This window comes from Pseudonocardia sp. CA-142604 (genome assembly GCF_050948475.1).
GTDB lineage: Bacteria > Actinomycetota > Actinomycetes > Mycobacteriales > Pseudonocardiaceae > Pseudonocardia > Pseudonocardia alaniniphila.
Genome location: NZ_CP192045.1, coordinates 846,530 through 864,924, shown reverse-complemented (window position 1 = coordinate 864,924; position 18,395 = coordinate 846,530). Strand labels below are relative to the sequence as shown.

General features: G+C 70.9%; 15 protein-coding genes and 1 tRNA gene. 5 read left to right on the top strand and 11 right to left on the bottom strand.

Going from position 1 to position 18,395, the window contains the following annotated elements; all coding sequences use genetic code 11:
- Positions 1-89: 89 nt before the first annotated feature.
- The 4 genes from ACQPZQ_RS04125 to rsmI form a co-directional block, all read right to left on the bottom strand.
- Positions 90-692: a hypothetical protein gene (locus tag ACQPZQ_RS04125; RefSeq protein ID WP_433292199.1), complete on the bottom strand. Its 603-nt coding sequence runs from the start codon at positions 690-692 to the stop codon at positions 90-92.
- The gene (locus tag ACQPZQ_RS04120; protein WP_433292197.1) at positions 685-2,313 is read right to left on the bottom strand and encodes an extracellular solute-binding protein; all 1,629 of its coding nucleotides are present in this window, start codon (positions 2,311-2,313) and stop codon (positions 685-687) included. Before ACQPZQ_RS04120 ends, ACQPZQ_RS04125 begins: the two co-directional genes overlap by 8 nt.
- Entirely contained in the window at positions 2,301-3,404 is a 1,104-nt protein-coding gene (locus ACQPZQ_RS04115; protein ID WP_433292195.1) for a hypothetical protein, read from the bottom strand. The genes ACQPZQ_RS04120 and ACQPZQ_RS04115 overlap by 13 nt, the downstream gene beginning before the upstream one ends.
- A gap of 127 nt (positions 3,405-3,531) precedes the next feature.
- Positions 3,532-4,383: a 16S rRNA (cytidine(1402)-2'-O)-methyltransferase gene (gene rsmI, locus ACQPZQ_RS04110; RefSeq protein WP_433292193.1), complete on the bottom strand. Its 852-nt coding sequence runs from the start codon at positions 4,381-4,383 to the stop codon at positions 3,532-3,534.
- 93 nt (positions 4,384-4,476) lie between these two features.
- Between rsmI and ACQPZQ_RS04105 the strand changes: the two genes are divergently transcribed.
- Together ACQPZQ_RS04105 and ACQPZQ_RS04100 are read left to right on the top strand one after the other, a co-directional pair.
- Positions 4,477-6,027 (top strand): dolichyl-phosphate-mannose--protein mannosyltransferase, encoded by a 1,551-nt coding sequence (locus tag ACQPZQ_RS04105; RefSeq protein WP_433298998.1) that lies wholly within the window; start codon positions 4,477-4,479, stop codon positions 6,025-6,027.
- Between the two features lie 89 nt (positions 6,028-6,116).
- A complete protein-coding gene (locus ACQPZQ_RS04100; protein ID WP_433292191.1) occupies positions 6,117-6,686 on the top strand; it encodes a VOC family protein in 570 nt (189 codons plus the stop codon).
- Positions 6,687-6,704: 18 nt separating this feature from the next.
- On the opposite strand, the gene ACQPZQ_RS04095 is transcribed toward ACQPZQ_RS04100, so the two are convergent.
- Positions 6,705-7,601 (bottom strand): EamA family transporter, encoded by an 897-nt coding sequence (locus ACQPZQ_RS04095; protein WP_433292189.1) that lies wholly within the window; start codon positions 7,599-7,601, stop codon positions 6,705-6,707.
- A gap of 110 nt (positions 7,602-7,711) precedes the next feature.
- Between ACQPZQ_RS04095 and ACQPZQ_RS04090 the strand changes: the two genes are divergently transcribed.
- Positions 7,712-8,347, top strand: a complete 636-nt coding sequence (locus ACQPZQ_RS04090; RefSeq protein WP_433292187.1) for a helix-turn-helix domain-containing protein — start codon at positions 7,712-7,714, stop codon at positions 8,345-8,347.
- A gap of 7 nt (positions 8,348-8,354) precedes the next feature.
- Here the strand turns inward: ACQPZQ_RS04090 and ACQPZQ_RS04085 are convergent, their stop codons facing one another.
- A complete protein-coding gene (locus tag ACQPZQ_RS04085) occupies positions 8,355-8,921 on the bottom strand; it encodes a hypothetical protein (protein ID WP_433292185.1) in 567 nt (188 codons plus the stop codon).
- A gap of 131 nt (positions 8,922-9,052) precedes the next feature.
- Between ACQPZQ_RS04085 and ACQPZQ_RS04080 the strand changes: the two genes are divergently transcribed.
- On the top strand, positions 9,053-10,561 hold the full coding sequence (locus ACQPZQ_RS04080) for an acyl-CoA synthetase (protein WP_433292183.1): 1,509 nt from the start codon (positions 9,053-9,055) through the stop codon (positions 10,559-10,561).
- A gap of 48 nt (positions 10,562-10,609) precedes the next feature.
- Here ACQPZQ_RS04080 and ACQPZQ_RS04075 read toward each other — a convergent pair whose 3' ends face one another.
- Positions 10,610-11,836, bottom strand: coding sequence for a cytochrome P450 (locus ACQPZQ_RS04075; RefSeq protein ID WP_433292181.1), 1,227 nt, complete (start codon positions 11,834-11,836; stop codon positions 10,610-10,612).
- Positions 11,837-12,039: 203 nt separating this feature from the next.
- On the opposite strand from ACQPZQ_RS04075, the gene ACQPZQ_RS04070 reads away from it, so the two are divergent.
- Entirely contained in the window at positions 12,040-15,168 is a 3,129-nt protein-coding gene (locus ACQPZQ_RS04070; protein WP_433298996.1) for a BTAD domain-containing putative transcriptional regulator, read from the top strand.
- Between the two features lie 3 nt (positions 15,169-15,171).
- Here ACQPZQ_RS04070 and ACQPZQ_RS04065 read toward each other — a convergent pair whose 3' ends face one another.
- The 4 genes from ACQPZQ_RS04065 to ACQPZQ_RS04050 all read right to left on the bottom strand — a co-directional run bounded on the left by ACQPZQ_RS04065 (position 15,172) and on the right by ACQPZQ_RS04050 (position 18,395).
- Complete coding sequence (locus ACQPZQ_RS04065; RefSeq protein ID WP_433292179.1) at positions 15,172-16,044, bottom strand: DUF4097 family beta strand repeat-containing protein; 873 nt, start codon at positions 16,042-16,044, stop codon at positions 15,172-15,174.
- Between the two features lie 205 nt (positions 16,045-16,249).
- Positions 16,250-16,325, bottom strand: a tRNA-Ala gene (locus ACQPZQ_RS04060).
- A 43-nt stretch (positions 16,326-16,368) separates the two neighbouring features.
- On the bottom strand, positions 16,369-17,517 hold the full coding sequence (gene sepX / locus ACQPZQ_RS04055) for a divisome protein SepX/GlpR (protein ID WP_433292177.1): 1,149 nt from the start codon (positions 17,515-17,517) through the stop codon (positions 16,369-16,371).
- 209 nt (positions 17,518-17,726) lie between these two features.
- Positions 17,727-18,395, bottom strand: coding sequence for a GNAT family N-acetyltransferase (locus tag ACQPZQ_RS04050; protein WP_433292175.1), 669 nt, complete (start codon positions 18,393-18,395; stop codon positions 17,727-17,729).

The window sequence follows — 18,395 nt, the reverse complement described above, 5'->3', positions numbered from 1 at the left end:
CCGCCCGACGACATGGTCACCTGACGCGCATCTGCCGACGCGCAGAACAGCGACAGGTGACCATGTCGCGGCGGGGGGTTCGGCGGGCGTCACGGCCGGTCGTAGCGGCGGCGTAGCTCGCGTGTCAGGTCTTCCGCGCGCTGGGCGTGAATGTCGGGGACCTGCGCGGCCAGGCGGTCGGCCGCAGCCGCGATCAGGTCGAGCTGGGCCACCAGCTCCCCGGCCGCCCGCTCCTCCGACGTCGACGGTGCACGGCCGAGGTAGGTGTCCAGGCACATCGGCAGATCAACCCGCAGGATCTCGGCCGCCAGCGCGAGCCGCTCGGGAGCGGCCGCACGGTCGGCGGGCTGGTCGGCGACCTCGTCGAGCCGGTCGAGCACGAGCCGCACGACCTCGGCGATCCGCCGGACTGCGGGGATCGTGCCCGCCGGAAGGGCCTCGGAGCGCGGCTCGATCCGGGAGAGGAGAGTGGCGGAGTCGGAGCGCAACGCGTCGGTCAGCCGCGGCGCCGCGGCCGCGTCGGCCGACCCGACCAGCGCGCCCACCCCGTACAGCCCGAGCGCCACGACCGGCCAGACGTCGCCGATCACCCCGGCGAGGTGCAGCCCGACGCCGGCGAGCGCGCCTGCCATCCCGGCGATGTTCTTCCGGGACGAGAGGTAGCGGTGCACCACACCCCGGCGCTCAGACATATCCGCGGATCTCCTGGAAGACCTCCGCAAGCGGCACTGTGCGCGCGTCGAAGGTCCGGCCGCCGGTCAGTTCCGCGACCTCCTCCATCTCGGTGGTGCTGCTCTCGCCGAAGAGCACGCAGAACACCGGCACGCCGCGCAGCTCGACGGAAAGCGCGCCGACGTAGGCGCGGAACGCGGCGATGTCGGCGCCGCTCGTGTTCTCGCCGTCGGTCATCAGAACGATCGAGGTGAACCGGTCGGGGTCGGCCGCGATCTGTTGCTGCGCGAGCCGGTACGCCCTCTCCAGGCTGTCGTAGATCGCCGTATCGCCACCTGCCTGCAGCGCAGCGCCGGCATCCGCGATCCGCTGCCGGTCCGGGCCCGGGTCGTCCTCGGCCACGGTGAACGTCTGCGGGCTGCCCGCCACGGTGTTGAAGGGAAGGAGCGTCACCTCCTCGCGCCCCCGGAACCGGCGGTACTGCGCGGTGAGCGAGGGGTCGGCCCCTGCCAGCCCCGCGAGCGAGCGGCGCAGGTCGCCGATGCGGTCGTCGCGCTCCATGGAGCCCGACGTGTCGAGGACGTAGACGGTGCGCGACGGGCGCCGCAGCTTGTCGAAGTAACTCGTGAGCAGCGCGTCGACCACGTCGGCCTGCCCGGGGAACGGCAGCTCCACGAGCGTGGCCGACGTCGGGGCAGGGGCGACGCCGGGCACGGCGGGCCTGCGGTTCGTGCGTGTCGCGATCGCGAGCTGCACGTCGGGCGAGCGCAGGTACTCGGTCAGTCGGCGGGAGGCGTCCCGCACCTGTTCGGACGCACCAGCCAGCACGGTGAACGGGTACTCGGCCGTGACCACCCCGTCGGCCGGGTAGATCAGCTCCAGCGGCTCGGGGAGGTCCCCCGCGGCGTTCATCGCCAGTAGCACCGACTCGTAGTTGATCAGGCCGTCGACCCGGTCCCCGGGATCGGCACCCGTGGCACGGCGGACGTAGGCGTCCTGGAGGAAGCCGGACGACCCGGCGGCGAGCGTCTGGGCGGCGAAGAAATCGCGCAGCGCCGGAGCCGTCGACGCCGCCTGTTCGACGGTGAGCGCCGACCCGGCCCCGACCAGCGCCGTCGCCACGGCGACGACGGCCGAGAACCCCGAGTTGGACGCCGACGGGTCGGTCATCCCGTAGGTGAACTGCCGGGCGCCGGCCGCGGCGGCGATCTCGGCCCATGTGACCGGACGCCCCACCCAGCCGAGGCGCTCGGCCACCGAGCGGCGCAGGCCGAGCACCACCGGCGAGGACATGATGTCGGTGGCCGTGCCGAGCCGGGCCTGTGCCTCGGGCTGCAAGGCCAGGTAGCGGTTGGAGGAGAACCAGATCGCATCGTGATCTGCCGCCGCGGCCCCGGATGCCACGGCCTCGGCACCGTCCAGCGTGCCGATCGGGTCCAGCTCGACGCGCACGCCCGTGGCTGCGGCGGCCTCGTCGAGCACCGGCCCGAGATCGGCGAGCTCGCTCCCGGCGAGCACCCGCAGCGTCACCGCCTGTCCGGACGGTCCCTCGCCCGGCTCGGCAGGCGTTCCGCTCGTGCACCCGGTCAGCAGGGCGAGCACCGCAGCGGCCGCGACGGCCAGCCGCCTCACGGGGTGCACCCGAGGCTCGTCAACATCGACTCCAACGTGTCGTACGACGGCGGCTCCACCACGTCGACGAGCGCCGGCGGCTCCGGCAGGCCCCGGTTCCGCAACATCTCGGCGAACGGCCTGGGGTCCGTCGGGCGGAAGCCGTGCTCCGCGGCCAGTGCGATCAGCTGCGGGTCGGTGGTGAGCAGCGCGCCGATCCTGTCGCCCTCGGGTGTGAGCGGTACGAGCGTGTGCCGCGAGAAGATCGTCGGGCTCGGGTACAGCAGGCGTGCGTCGGCAGGCAGGACGGGGTCCGCCGACAGCGCCTCCGCCAGGTACTGCGCCTCGTACACCAGCGCCATCGGGACGCGGCCCATCCCGGCCGACAGGTAGTCCTCGAACAGCACCTCGGTGGTCGGCGGCAGGTAGCCCTGGTCCCGGAACAGCGGCCGGATGGCGGGCATCACCGCCGCTGCGGCGGCCGGGTCGGCCACAACGGAGTCGGCATCGGCCGCGTACGAGGCGATGCCGAGGTACATGGCGGCGGAGTTCGACTGGCACGGCGCCGTCGTCGAGAGCAGCACGTTCTTGCGCGCCGGGAAGGCCGTGTTGCCCGGCAGCTGATCCCAGCGGGTGTCCGCGGCGGCGAGCGCCAGGTACCGGTGCACGTCGAACGTCGTGGTCCCCGGCGAGACGACGCCCGCCTGCGTGAGCAGGTCGACGATCGGCGCGAACGTGGCCACCGCCATCGGGGAGGAGAACGGGGCGTACGTGCGCGCTGCCGGCCGCTCGGCCAGCAGCTTGTCGGCCGCCGGCGAGCTGGAGGGAAAGGCGAAGTCGTAGTCGTCGAGCCGGACGGTGGTGGCGATCTGGCGCGACCCCGCGGGGTCGACCCGGACCTCGAGCCCGTTGGCGCGGAACACGTCGAGCACCCGCTGGTCGGCGAAGAACGCCGACTTCTCGGATCCGATCACACCGGTGACGGTGGTCAGGGCCGTGGGCTCCGACTCGCCGCCGCCGATGTCACGGAACACGACGACGCCGACGACCACCAGGAGCGCGAGCGCGAGCAGCCAGCTGAGAACCCGCCTGCCGGAGCGCCGGCCGCCCGGAGCGGTCATGACGGAATGATTTCGTCCGACTTTGAACGGGCCATGAACGCACGGCCCCGAATCGGGCGTCATGGACACCTGAGGCGGAACCGGAGCCGCACAGATCAGCGGCAGACGCCCGTGTCGCGTGCAGGAGTCAGGTGCGGGCGGCGAGCGCGGCAGCGTAGAGCTCGCGCTTCGGCACTCCGGCCGCCTGCGCCACCGCCGCCACCGCGTCCTTGAGGCGCTCGCCGTCGGCCACCCGCTCCTCGACGGCATCGACCAGCGACTCGACGCTCGGTGCCGCCGAGGGCGCTGCGCCTGCCAGCACGACCGTGATCTCCCCGCGCACCGGGCCCACGGCGGCCCACTCGGCGAGCTCCGAGAGCGGGCCGCGTAGCACCTCCTCGTGGGTCTTGGTCAGCTCACGGCAGACGGCGGCAGCCCGCTCGGGTCCGAGGACGCCGACCGCGTCGGCGAGCGTCTCCGCCAAGCGGTGCGGCGATTCGAAGAACACCGTCGCCCGCGGTTCGGCCGCGAGCGTCGCGAGCCACCGCCGGCGCTCACCCGCGCGGCGGGGTGCGAAACCCTCGAAGCAGAACCGCTCGCACGGCAGTCCGGAGAGCACCAGCGCCGTCGTCACCGCGGACGGCCCCGGTAGGCACGTGACCGGCAGGTCCTCCGCAGCTGCGGCCGCGACCAGCCGGTAGCCGGGATCGGACACAGCGGGCATCCCCGCGTCCGTCACGACCAGCACGGTCCGCCCGGCCCGGACGTCGTCGAGCAGGCCGGGCAGGCGGCTGGCCTCGACGGCGTCGTAGTGGCTGATCACGCGGCCGGTCACGGTCACCCCGAGCGCGGCGGCCAGCGAACGCAGCCGTCGGGTGTCCTCGGCGGCCACCACGTCGGCCGTGCCGATCGCGGCGCGCAGGCGCTCCGAGGCGTCACCCGCATCACCCAACGGGGTTGCCGCCAGCACCAGACGGCCGGACACCGGCTCAGCAGACATGGATCGCAGCCTACGATCGCCTTCGTGGCCACCCGCAGCGTCGACCGCACGCGAGGTGCCGGAGCCACCCGGGCCGCGGGGAGCGACGCCCCCATCGGCAACCGCCCCGTCGGGGACGCCCCGGCACCCGGCCTTCATCCCGCCGACCCCACGGTCCGGCTCGGCGCCCCGCCGCCGTCCGACCGGCTGCGCGGCTGGGCTGTCGCGATCACGCTGGCGCTCGTCGCGGGAGCGGTGCGGTTCGTCGGCCTGGGCCGCCCGACCGACGGCGGCACACCCGTCTTCGACGAGAAGCACTACGTGCCCCAGGCGTGGCAGATGCTGCGCAACGGCGGCGTCGAGGACAACCCCGGGTACGAGCTCGTGGTGCACCCGCCGCTGGGCAAGCAGCTCATCGCGCTCGGGGAGTACGCCTTCGGCTACGACGGGTTCGGCTGGCGGGTCTCGGCCGCACTGGCCGGCACCCTGATGGTGCTGCTGATCGTCCGCGCCGGGCGCAGGCTCACCCGCTCCACGCTGCTCGGCGGGATCGCGGGCGTGCTGTTGATCTGCGACGGGTTGTCCCACGTGCAGTCGCGCATGGGGATGCTCGACGTGTTCTCGGCCCTGTTCGTGCTCGCCGCGTTCGCCACGCTCCTCTGCGACCGCGACGACGTGCGTGCCCGGATGGCGATCGTGATTGCCGAAGGCCGGGTGGGCGACTCCCCGTACGGTCCGCGGCTGGGCGTGCGCTGGTGGCGCCTCGCCACCGGCGTGCTTCTCGGGCTCGGCTGCGCGGTCAAATGGTCGGGCGTGTACTGGCTCGCGGCGTTCGCGGTGCTCGCCCTCGTCTGGGACCTCACGGCCCGCCGCGCCGCGGGCGTCGAGCGTCCGTGGGTCGGCACGCTGCGACGTGATCTCGCGCCCGCCCTGTGGGCGCTCGCGCTGGTGCCGATACTCGCCTACTTCTCGGCATGGTGGGCCTGGTTCGCGAGCGAGACCTCCGTCGACCGCTACGCCGTCGGCCAGAAGATCGGCCTCGGCGGCCCGTGGTCGTTCATCCCCGCCCCGCTGCGCGGGCTCTGGTACTACAGCAGCAAGGTGCTCGAGTTCCACGTCGGGCTCACCACGCAGGCCAGCGGGGTGCACCCGTGGGAGTCCAAGCCCTGGACCTGGCCGATGGGCCTGCGACCGATGCTCTACTACTACAGCTCCGGCAGCCAGATCACCGGATGCGGCGCCCCGACGTGCATCAGCGCCGTGATGCTGATCGGCACGCCCGCCTTGTGGTGGCCCGCGCTCGGCGTGCTCGCGGTCGCGCTGTGGCGCACCTTCACCAGCTTCGACTGGCGCTACGCCGCCGTGCTGGTGGGCTACGGGGCGGGCATCCTCCCGTGGTTCGCCGACATCAACCGGCAGATGTACTTCTTCTACATGACGCCGGTGGTGCCGTTCCTGATCTTCGGCACGGTGCTCGTCATGGGCGGGATCCTGGGCAAGTCGAACGCATCCCGGGAACGCCGCCAGACCGGGCTGCTCGTCGTCGGGCTCTGGGTGGGTGCGGTCGTCGCCAACTTCGTGTGGCTCTGGCCGATTCTCATCGGGCAGCCGATCACCCCGGAGATGTGGGACGCGCAGCTGTGGCTGCCGTCCTGGCGTGCGTGAGTGCTGCGGGTCTCACTCGTAGCGGCGATCGGTGCACGGGAGCCAAGACTGGACGTGCCCGTTCCGATCGCCGATGAGAGGTGATGATCATGGCTTCGCCTGTCACGCTCGCCCACGTCGTGCTGTGGAGCACGAACCTCCCGCGAATGCGCGACTGGTACGTGAAGGTTCTCGACGGTCGCGTCACCTACGAAACCGCGGGCGTCGTTTTCCTCACCTACGACGACGAGCACCACAGGGTCGCGCTCCTGGACCCGGCAGTCGCGGCGCGCACGCCCGCAGAGTCGACCGGCACTCCCCGAGCCGACGTGCCGGCCCAGGAGCCGCCGATGCCCACCCGCGGCCTTGCACATTTCGCGTTCACGTACGCCTCGCTGGAGGACCTGCTCGACACCTACCAGCGGCTCGAACCCGACGGTGTCACGCCGACGACCACGCTCAACCACGGCATGACCACCTCCCTGTACTACGTCGATCCGGACGGCAACCAGATCGAGCTGCAGGTGGACAACTTCGCGACCCCTGAGGAGGGCATGGCGTTCATCGAGTCGGAGTCCTTCGCCCGCAACCCCGTCGGCGTCCCGTTCGACCCCGACGCGTTCGTGGAGAGGCTCCGGGCGGGCGAGACGGCCGCCGACCTCGTCACCCCGACGTGGTGAGCGTCCCGTTCGGCACCGTCAGCCGACCGCCGCGAGCAGCACGCTCGCTCCGAGGGCGAGCCCCGCGCTCGCGAGTTGCATCCCGGTGAGCCGTTCGCGCAGCACCGCGCGCGCCAGCAGCACCACCACCACGGGATAGAGCGACACCACAACGGCGCTGACTCCCAGGTCCCCGAGCCGGGCCGAGAGCAGGAACAGCACGTTCGCCACGGAGTCGAAGATTCCGCTGACGATCATCAGGCGGACGGGCGACGGTGCAGGCGCCGGCACGGACACCGGTGCGGCGGCGGGACCGGCGAGCTCGGGCTGCAGCACCGCGTGGCGCGTCCGCATCGGCAACCGGTGCCGCAGCACGAGCACGGCCACCAGCGTCAGCGAGGTGACTCGCCCTGCGAGCAGCGGCCAGAGCCCGGAGTCGTCGCTCGTCGCGCCCAGGCCGACGAAGAACAGGCCGAAGCCGACGCCAGCGGCGAGTCCGAGCAGGAGCCCCGTGGTCGCCGCGGCATCGCGGCGGGTGCCGGCCGTGGCCAGCAGGATGGCGACCAGTGCCACGACGATCGCGAGCACGGTGAAAGGTCCGAGACGTTCCCCGGAGAGCACGCCCGCCACGAGCGGGAGCCCGGCGCCGACCACGGAGGACAGGGGCGCGACCACTCCCATCGGCCCGACCGCGAGCGCCCGCAGGTAGAGCAGCAGCCCCGCGGTGCCTGCGATGCCCGCCACCGCACCGAGCGCGAACGTCGTGACGGACGGCCGCCCGGGCAGGAGCCACAACGCCGGCAGCAGGACCAACAGCCCGGCTGCCTGGGCCACCAGCGTGACGACGAGCACCGGCGCGCGCCGGGCGGCGAGTCCGCCGGCGAAGTCGCACACGCCGTAGGCGAGCGCCGCGGGGAACGCGACAGGGACGGACATCGCACCTCAGTTCACTAGAACGTACTCAGCAGGCCATCGCAATGGACGTTAGCTCTGGAGGTTGGGGAAGTACAACCAAGTATCCGGGGAAGTACGGCACACTGACCTACATGCAGTCGCCAGAGGAGGTGGCCACCACCGTCGGCCGCAACGTCCGTGCGCTGCGCCAGCAGCGCCGGATGACCATCGACGCGCTCGCCGCCGCCGCAGGCGTGAGCCGTGGCACGGTGATCCAGATCGAGACGTCCCGCGGCAACCCGAGCATCGCCACGCTGGTCAGCCTGGCCGCAGCCTTGCGAGTGGGAGTCGCCTCCCTGGTGGACGGCGACTCGGAGCCGCGCATCGTCGTGCGCCGAGCAGCAGAGGCCGCCCGGCTGTGGGCCGGCGCCGCCGGCAGCAGCGCCGTCTTCCGGATCGGCACCGACCCACCCGACGTCGTCGAACTATGGGACTGGACGCTGCAACCGGGCGACAGCTTCGACGGCGAGGCGCACCCGATGGGCACGCGGGAGGTCCTCTCGGTGCTGTCCGGACACCTGGGCCTGCGCGTCGGCAACAGCGTGCAGCACCTGGACGCAGGCGACACCGTGCTCTTCGAGGCCCACGCCCCGCACCGCTACAGCAACGACGCTCCCGAGGACGGCGACGGCACGCCGGTGCGGTTCGTCATGGTCGTCCTGCAGCCCGGCGACGCCGGACTCGTGCCACCCACGAGCATCGCGGAGGCCGAGATCCCGCTCGTGTGACCGCGGATCAGCAGCCGTCTGCCCGCAGCGGGCGGTGCACCGGGTCGACGGCGAGCGTCACCGCCTCGACCTCCGAGCGGTACAGGCACCCTCCGCTGGTGCGCACCTCGACGGTGTCCGCGTCGACGAACCGCACCCCGCTCGGCGCAGGCGCCTGCTCGACCCCCTGGTACACCACCGACTCCTGCTCGAACGGCCCGCTGCCCGACCGGATCACCACGGCGTAGATGGGGTCGATGGCATATGGCGCGCCCTCGACCACGACCAGGCGGCGCCCACCGTCGGCCACCTGCGACACCTCACGGTCGACGCCAGCCACCTGCGACGCCAGCCAGACCACGGTCACCCAGCCGAGAACCGCGACCGCACCCAGGGCCAGCACGAGGGCGCGCCCGATGCCCCGGACGACGACGGCGAACGCGGCCGTCATCAGCAGGATCGCCACCAGCACCAACCCTGAGGTGAACCAACGGGCGTGGCGGAGGTGGAACGGGTCCAACACGGCCAATGCGGCGAGCCCGCCCACGATCACGGCGAGCACGGCGAGGATGACGGCGCGGCGCAGTCTCGGCACCGCGGCATCGTGCCTGATTTCGCCGCCGACGGCGCGTCGGACGGCCCACCCGTGGCGGTGATAAGCGGCGCCGGTAGCTTAGCGCCACAGACGGTCAGGATTGACTGTTCCCGCGTCCGAAGAGGAGCACGTTGTTCCCCGGAACGTTCGCCGCCCTCACGCCCGACAAGGCTGCCGTGGTCATGACGGACAGCGGGGCTGTCCTGACCTACGCCGAGCTCGACGAGCGCTCCACCCGGCTGGCGCGCGCGTTCCGCGATGCAGGCCTGCGCCCAGGCGACGGCATCGCGCTCCTCGCCGAGAACACGGCCGAGTTCCACGTCGTGTACTGGGCCGCGATGCGCAGCGGGCTGTACTTCACTCCGATCGACCACCACCTGACGACGTCCGAGATCGCCTACATCGTCTCGGCGGCGTTCCCCAGGGTCGCCGCCGAGCTCCTCGATCACACACCGCGCGTCACGTTCCGGCTCGCCGTCGGCGGACCGCTCCACGCACACACCGAGGTTTCCGCCGCCATCGCCGCCGCCTCGCCGGAACCGCTCCCCGACCAGCCGCGCGGCGCCGAGCTGCTCTACTCATCCGGCACGACGGGCCGGCCGAAGGGCATCACCGTGCCCATCTCGGGCGAGCAGGTGAACCGGCACCGCAACCCGGTGCGCCGGCTGTTCGGCGACCCCTACGGCATCGACGCCGACACCGTCTACCTCTCCCCCGCCCCGCTGTACCACACCGCGCCCATGCGCTTCACCGGAATGGTGCACGAGATCGGGGGCACCGTCGTCATCATGCCTCGCTTCGACGCCGCCGCCGCGCTGGAGGCGATCGAGCGCTTCCGCGTGACGCACAGCCAGTGGGTGCCCACGATGTTCGTCCGGATGCTCAAGCTCCCCGACGAGAAACGGCTCGCCCACGACCTGTCCTCGCACCGTGTCGCCGTCCACGCCGCGGCGCCGTGCGCGGTGGAGGTCAAGCGGAAGATGATCGAGTGGTGGGGCCCGATCATCGAGGAGTACTACTCCGGGAGCGAAGGCCTCGGCCTGACGATGATCGACTCGGTGACCTGGCCGCACAGGCCGGGGTCGGTCGGGCGGGCGGTGCTCGGCGTGCTGCACGTGTGTGACGACCACGGCGACGAGCTGCCGCCGGGCCAGGTCGGGCTCGTCTACTTCGAGCGGAACAATTTCCCGTTCGCCTACCAGAACGACCCCGAGCGAACGCGGCAGGCGCAGCACCCGAGGCACGGCAACTGGGGCACCACCGGCGACATCGGGTACGTCGACGCGGACGGCTTCCTGTTCCTCACCGACCGCGCGGACTTCACGATCATCTCGGGCGGGGTGAACATCTACCCGCAGGAGGTGGAGGACGCCCTGACCCTCCACCCCGCGGTCCTCGACCTCGCGGTGTTCGGGCTCCCCGACCCCGACATGGGCGAGCAGGTGGTGGCCGTCGTCCAGCCTGCCCCCGGCATCATCACCGGGCCCCAACTCGAACGAGAATTGCTCACCTACCTGCGGAAGTGCATTGCGCACTACAAGGTGCCACGCCGGATCGACTTCGTCGACGAGCTCCCTCGGGCCGCCACCGGCAAGATGCGCAAGCACAAGCTACGCGAGCAATACATACTGACGCCCTGACGCCGACGAGCGTTCCGGCTCGACGGTGTTGTGTTCGGCCGGCGATTTCTACCGGGCCGTTTCCGTCCAGGTGACCGGCAGTTCGTGGACGCCGTAGATCCGCATGTTGGTCCTGAGTTTCACCTCGCCGGCAGGAATGGCGAGCTGGAGGGTCGGGAAGCGACGCAGCAGGCCTGCGAAACCGGCGCGCATCTCGATGCGGGCCAACTGCTGGCCGAGGCATTGGTGGATGCCGTGGCCGAAGGACAGGTGACCGCGGGCCTCGCGGCGCACGTCCAGGGTGTCGGGGTTCTCGAAGCGCTCGGGGTCGCGGTTGGCGGCCAGCAGCGAGACGATGACGGTCGATCCCTTGCCGATTGTCTCGCCGCCGAATTCGATGTCGTCCACGGCGTAGCGAAAGAAGATGTCGGCGATGGACAGGTAGCGCAGAAGTTCCTCGACGGCACCGGGCATCAGATCAGGGTTGGCGCGCAGTTCGGCCAGCTGCTCGGGGTGCTCCAAGAGCGCGAAGGTGCCCAGACCGAGCATGTTGGCGGTGGTCTCGTGGCCCGCGAGCAGCAGTAGGAATGCGACGCCGGTCAGCTCCTCGATGGTGAGGTCGTCATGGCGGGCCAGGTCGGACAGGATGTCCTCGCCAGGCTCGGCGCGTTTGCGCGTGACCAGTTCGGCGAGATACGTGGACAGTTCGGTGAACGCGGCGATCTTCTCCTCGAACGGCAATTCCGTGTTCAGGAACCTAGCGGTGTTGACCTGGAAGTTCTCCCGGTCCGTGTATGGCACACCGAGCATTTCGCAGATCACCAGCGACGGCACCGGCAACGCGAACTCCGTGACCAGATCGACCGGCGGCGTGAGGCGCGCCAGTTCGTCCAGTTGCCGCTCGACGATGTCGACGATGTGCTCTTCGAGCTGCTTCATGCGCTTGACGGTGAAGGCACCGATGAGCTTCTTCCGCAGCCGGGTGTGGTCCGGCGGATCCATGCTGATGAACAGGCCCGGCTGCTGCGGGGACGGTTCGGTGAAGGTGGGCATGCCGGGGATCTCGTACGGCTCGTGGAGAACGCCGAGGTCCTGACGGGAGCTGAACCGGGTGTCGGCCATGAGCCGCCGGACCGCGTCGTAGCCGGTGACGATCCAGCCCTCGTGCCCGTCGGGGAAGACCATGGGGCTGACGGGGCGAGCCTCACGCAGCCGGGTGATCTGGCGGGGCGGGTCGAAGGGGCCTGCGTCGCGTTCGGTCAGCAGGCCGTGCGGGACGGGGACCGTGTGACTCATCGAATTTCCTTTCGTGGCGGCTGTTGCGACCACATTCGCCGACGGGCCTGACACACGACTGACACGGCTCTGACACCGACCACGCCCGAGTCATGGTCGGTGGCGGGATCACCGCCCGGCGGTCTCGGAGGCCGTTCCTCGACACCTTCTACGCCGCGTCAGCAGCCGGAGAGCTGCCCATCGCCCGTGGCAAGATCGGCCGGGTGCAGATCGGGATGCTCGGATCATTCGAGGTTCGCACGGATGACGGAATCCTGGCCGACGTGCCCGGCGCCCGGCTGCGCGCACTGTTGATCGCCCTCGCGCTCGAACCAGGTCACGTCGTCCCGAAGGCCACGCTCGTCGACTGGATTTGGGGTGAGCGCCCGCCCGCCGACGCCGCGAATGCCTTGCAGCGCCTGGCGTCCCGGCTGCGCAAGGCGCTGCCGGAAGGGGCGGTCGAGGGACAGCCGAACGGCTATCGGTTGACGGTGGAACCCGACGCCGTCGACGCCGTTCGGTTCGAACGCCTCGTCGGCCAGGCCCGCAATGAGGACGATCCACGCCGGTTGCGCGAGGCCCTCGCGTTGTGGCGTGGTGCGGCGATGCAGGACGTCGGTCTGCAGGACAGTGCAGCGTTCGACACGGCGGTCACCCGGCTCGAGGGGCTACGCCTGGCTGCCATGGAGGATCAGTTCGATGCGGAGATCAGCCTCGGCCACGGCGCGAAGCTGGTCACGGAACTGACCGACTTGGTGGCCGCGCACCCGGTACGAGAACGGCTCGTCGCCGCGTTGATGCGTGCCCTCGTCGCCACCGGTCGCGACACCGAGGCGCTGCTCGTGTACCAGCGCACGAGGGAAACCCTGGCCGACACGCTCGGCGTCGACCCCTCACCGGAGCTGTCCGCGTTGCATGTCGCGCTACTGCGGGGCGAGGTGGGACGGCGGGAGGAGAACCGGAAGACCAACCTGCGGGCCGAGCTGACCAGCTACGTCGGCAAGGACGCCGATGTCACCGCGGTTCGCGACCTCATCGCCGGACATCGGCTCACCACCCTGACCGGGCCGGGCGGCTCGGGGAAGACCAGGCTGGCCACGGAAACCGCGCGCACGCTGCTCGGCGACCTCCCGGACGGGGTCTGGTTGGTGGAACTCGCAGCCATCGGCGCGGACGGCGACGTGGCGCAGTCGACGATCGCCGCGCTCGGCCTCCGGGATGCTCTGCTCGGCGGCGCACCGAGCGCGGAGCTGACGGACCGACTCGTCGCCGCGATCCGGGATCGGGAGGCGCTGCTGGTTCTGGACAACTGTGAGCACGTGATCGAGTCGGCGGCGGCCTTCGCCCATCGGGTGCTCGGGGAGTGCCGACGGCTGCGGATCCTGGCGACGAGCAGGGAACCGCTCGGCATCACCGGTGAGGCACTGTGGCTGGTCGAGCCGCTGGCCTTACCGGAGGCGGACGCCGGCCCCGGCGAGATCGAGTCCTCCCCGGCCGTCCAGCTGCTGCGGGACCGGGCAGGCGCGGCCCGCAAGGACCTCGTGGTCGACGACCACACCCTGTCGACGATGGTGCGCGTCTGCCGGACGCTCGACGGGATGCCGCTGGCGATCGAACTGGCCGCGGCCAGCTTGCGCACCATGTCCGTCGATCAGCTCGCCCACCGGCTCGACGACCGGTTCCGCGTGCTCACCAGCGGTAGCCGTACCGCGTTGCCGCGGCACAAGACGCTGCGCGCGGTGGTCGACTGGAGCTGGGAGTTGCTCACCGACGCCGAACGGATGGTCCTGCGCAGGCTCTCCGTGTTCACCGGCGGCGCGAGCCTGGAAGCGGCCGAGCGGGTCTGCGCAGGCGATGCTGTCGAGGCGGAGCAGGTACTCGAGTTGCTGACCGCGCTCGCCGAGAAGTCGCTGCTGCTCACCGAGGGCGACGGCGCGCCGCGCTACCGGATGCTCGGCACGATCAAGGAGTACGCCGGCCAGCGGCTCGCGGAGGCAGGGGAATCGGATCTGGCCCGCCGCGCGCACCTCGCGTACTTCACCGAACTCGGCGAGACCGCCGAGCCACATCTGCGCCGCGCCGAGCAGTTGGAATGGCTCGCCACGCTCGAGGCCGAGCACGACAACATCAGTGCCGCGATGCGCGGTGCGCTCGCGGCTGGTGAGGCGCAGGGGGCGATGCGGCTCGCGGCGGCCGCCGGCTGGTACTGGTGGCTCGGCGGGCGCCGGGCCGAAGGCATCGAGCTGATGATCGCGGCCACCGACGTCCCCGGCGAGGTGACCGATGACGTCCGGGCCATGACGTACGCAATGGTGGTGCTCTTCGTGACCTCCGGGCCGGGCGGTGAACACCAGGGCGCGGAATGGATCCACAAGGCGTACCGGTTCGGCAGGCTCAGTCAGCGCCACAACCCCGTGTTGGACCTGGTGGTGCCGCTCGAACGCATGCTGCGGGCGCCGGACTCCGCAGTGTCCGCGTTCGAGTCGTTGCTGGACAGCGAGGACCCCTGGGTACGCGCACTGGCCCGCTGGCAGGTCGGCAAGATGCTGATCATCATCGGGCAGGGCGCGCAGGACACGGAGACGCACCTGGAGACGGCCCTCGCCGAGTTCCGGGCGCTCGGCGAACGGTTCGGGATTTCGATAGCCCTGTCCGAGCTGGGTGACCACCTCGCCAAGCGTGGCGAGTTCGCCGGTGCCTGTGAGCGTTACGAACAGGCCGTCGCGGTCGTCACCGAGGTCGGTGCCATCGAGGATGTCATCAGCCTGCGGACCAGGCAGGCCCTGCTGTACTGGCTCGACGGTGACCGGGACTCCAGCACGGACGCCATCGCCGAGGCCGAGCGGATCTCCGCAGGTGTCACCTGGCCGTACGCACTGGTCGAGGTGGCGCGCGCCAAGGCGGAGCTCGCTCGCTGGGGCGGTGACGCCGAGGAGGCCCGCCATCAACTCGGCCTCGCGACCGTCCTTCTGGGCGACGACGCAGATGAGCCGACCATCCGCGCGGGGATACACGACGTGCTCGGCTACCTGGCCGACGATCTCCGTGAGGCCCGTACCCACCGCGTCGCTGCCTGGCAGGCGGCGACCGAGGCGGGACACGCGTTCTTGATCGCCCAGATCCTCGTCGGGATCGCGGACCTGGCGGATCGTCTCGGCCTGTACGAACAGGCGGCGCGGTTGCTCGCGGCAGGCGTCGGCGTACGCGGACTGCCGGATCGCTCTCGCCCGGACGAGGCCAGGATCGAACGGGACGCGCGGCGTCACCTCGGCGAAGCACGGTTCGCCGAGGTGACGCGGGAAGGTACGCAGGCGAGATGGTCGGAGCTGGTCGAGGTCACGCTCGCTTCGTGAGGGTCAGCTCGCTGCGCGTTGGATGATGATGTCGCCGTGCCGCGTGCGAGCGTGGACCATGACCTTGTCGTCCGACGGGCCGGCATCTCCCTGCGAGACGAAGTTGTGCACCGCCCCTCGATCGCTGTTGACGTCGATGGAGGCAGCGGTGCCCTCGCTGATGCCGACCTCGATGTCTCCCGATCCGTTGATCAGCTTCGCCCGGCCGCGCGTCATCCGGCCGATCCGAATGGCACCGCCGGCCTGCGTGGCGGTGATGTTGCCGTCGGCGCGGTCGATGTCGAAGTTGCAGCTGCTGCTGCTGAGATCGAGGTCGGTGCAGGCGTGGCCGATCCAGACCTGCCCGCCCGAGGTCGAGAACCCGACCGTGCCCTCGACCTCGCCGATCCGCATCGCGATCGCCCCGCCGTCGATGTTGGCGCACCCGGCGATGTGGCCGATCGTGACCTCACCGGACGCGATGCTCGCCTGCAGTGCGTCGACGCGATCCAGCTGGACCTGACCCGACGCCATGTGCAGCTCGCACTCGCCGAACGAGCCGTCGGCGTGCACGGCCGAGTACGCCAGGTACGTCGCCAGGTTGGAACCGGTGGGCAGGTCGATCGTGATGGCGACCGACCCCTTCTTGCTCCCGGAGACGGTCGTCTTGATCGACAGCCGACCGTCGGCGAACTCGACCTTGGTCCTGTCGGCCACCTTGACATCCGACCGGTTCGACTCGTCGATGGGCTCGACCAGCACCACGGTGTCGGTCCGGTCGCTCGCGGTGACCCGCACCTCCGCTCCGGCGACCTCCACGGTCGCGGCGATGGGACCCGGCGTGGCGAACTCGAAGGGCTTGCGGAGTGACGAAGCTGCAATCGCTGAAGTTGTCATGCGACTACTGTCATCGGCCGGCCTGACACCGACCTGCCCCCGACCTGACACGACTCCTGACACCACTCCTGACACGGCGGGCGCCGCCTACCGAGGACTGCCTGATCTGAACGACACCACAGCAAAAAACCCTCTCGCTCGTGTTGTGAGCGAGAGGGTTGCTCTGCGTGTAAATCCGCAGGTGAGAACGCGAGAATCGAATTCCTGGTGGAGCTGAGGGGAATCGAACCCCTGACCTACTCGATGCGAACGAGTCGCGCTACCAACTGCGCCACAGCCCCGGCGTCCGTCGTTCCCGCCGGACGTTGAAAGCCTACCAGTCGGTCATTCGCCCACCGCATGCCGGTAGTCACGTCGGGCCGGGCCGGCGAGATCGTGCAGCTCGGGGTCGTCCTCGGTCGCCTCGACCAGTGCCGTACCCGCAGGGAGCGGCGGGGGCGGAGCCGGGCGCAACCGGGGCAGTGCGGGCTCGCCCTCCACGGCGTCGGCGGATGACTCACCACGCACCCGCTCCCGGCGTTCGCGGCCATGGTCGTCGTCGTGGTCGTGATCGGCGTCGTCGTGATCGGCGTCGTAGCCGTCGGCCTCGTAGCCCTCGTCGTCGTAGTCGTCCTCGTCGTACCGGTCGTCCGCCGGCCGACGGCCGGCCTCACGGCCTCGGCGGGCCCACTCGTCGAGGTCGGGGTCATCGGCCGCGCGCGGACGCCGCGTACCCGCCATCCGCGAGGCTCGGCGCTCCCGGATCGCCTCCTCCAGCCGCACCTGGCGGCGCAGGTAGATCAGGTACCCGATGAGCAGGACGTCGACAGCACCGTGCAGCCACCAAGCACTGGGAACTGCGATCGCCGCGATCACTCCACTGAGGATCGCCACGATCAGCATCGAGAGCACGACCCGCTGCCGGAACGCGTAGCGGGCCTTGGCGGCGACCGCGGCGGCCTCGGGGTCGAACCCACCACGACCGGGCCGGTATCGCGGCGGCGGGCGCTCCCACCCGTCGTCGCCGCGGACTCCGGGGTCGTCGTCCGCCTCATGGTCGTCGTCGCGGGACTCGGGGCCGTCGTAGTCGTCGGCGTCGTAGTCGTCGGCTTGGTGGTCGGCTTGGTGGTCGTCGAGGCGGTCGTCACGGCCGTCGCTGTAGGCCTCGCCGGGCCGGTCGCCGTCCCTGTCGTCGCTCCCGCCGGCGTCCCGGTCGTCCCGGTCGTCGATGTCGTCCGGATCGTCGCGGTCGTCGTGGTCGGTCCGAGTCGCCGTGGGGTGCCCCTCGTCCACCTGGTCCACGTCCTCGTCCACGTCCACCTCCAGTTCGCTGTCCACATCCGGACCATGTCGCCGCCGGGGCCGCTCGAGAACGCGGCCGGATAGCGCCGCCACGGTCGGGCGCGCCACCTCCTGACGGTGCCGGGCGATCGCGGGGACGAGGATCAGCAACCACAGGACAACCAGGCTCGCGAAAATCATCGAGCTCGGCACGGCTGCTTCCTCCCCACGGCGCAGTCCGGTCGCGATCCCGGTCTCCCCGGCCGGAATCACACCCCAAACGGCAACGGTAGTGAGCGAGAGCGAGCGACGGGCGGCGACGCGCCGTAAGGGATGACATCACTGCTGAGCAGGAGGTGATCGCTGTGACAGTTGTGACTATTGTGAGGTGGGAAACCGGCGGGAATGGTCGCGGAGTGTGGTCAGACCCTTTCGGCCCGGCCCTCCATCACGAGCCGGGTGGTCAGGCCGCCCGTCTTCTCGAGATCTTCCACGGTGAGCGCGTAGCAATAGTGGTCGCGCCATGCGCTGTCGACGTCGAGGTAGCGCCGGAACAGCCCTTCCTTGCGGAAGCCCAACTTCGCCAGCACGCGGATACTCGCGAGATTCTCCGGCCGCACGGTCGCTTCCAGCCGGTGCAGCCCGACCCGGCCGAAGCAGTGGTCCACCACGAGTGCCACCGCGGCCGTGGTGACACCGTGGCCGGCCACGGAGGAGTCGACCCAGTACCCGACGTAGGCCGAGAGCAGCGGCTCTCGCACGATGTTGCCGACCATCACCTGCCCGACGAACCGCCCGTCGAGGGTGATCGCGAACGGCAGCACGGCCCCCCTGCGGCCGGCCCCGCGCAGCTGGAGCCACCGCGCAGGCCACTCGCTCGCGGCGTGTCGCTGGGCCCAACCGCCCGGCATGCTCGGTTCCCACGGTGCGAGATATCGCTCGTCGCGGATCCGGATGGCCGACCACATCCTGCCGTCGCGGAGACGCACAGGCCGCAGCGCCACCACACCGGCAGAGACCCGGAGGCCCCCGAGCGAGGCAGGCCAACCGGGGTGGCGCCCCGCGATCGGCGCCGGGTAGGCATGGGCCAT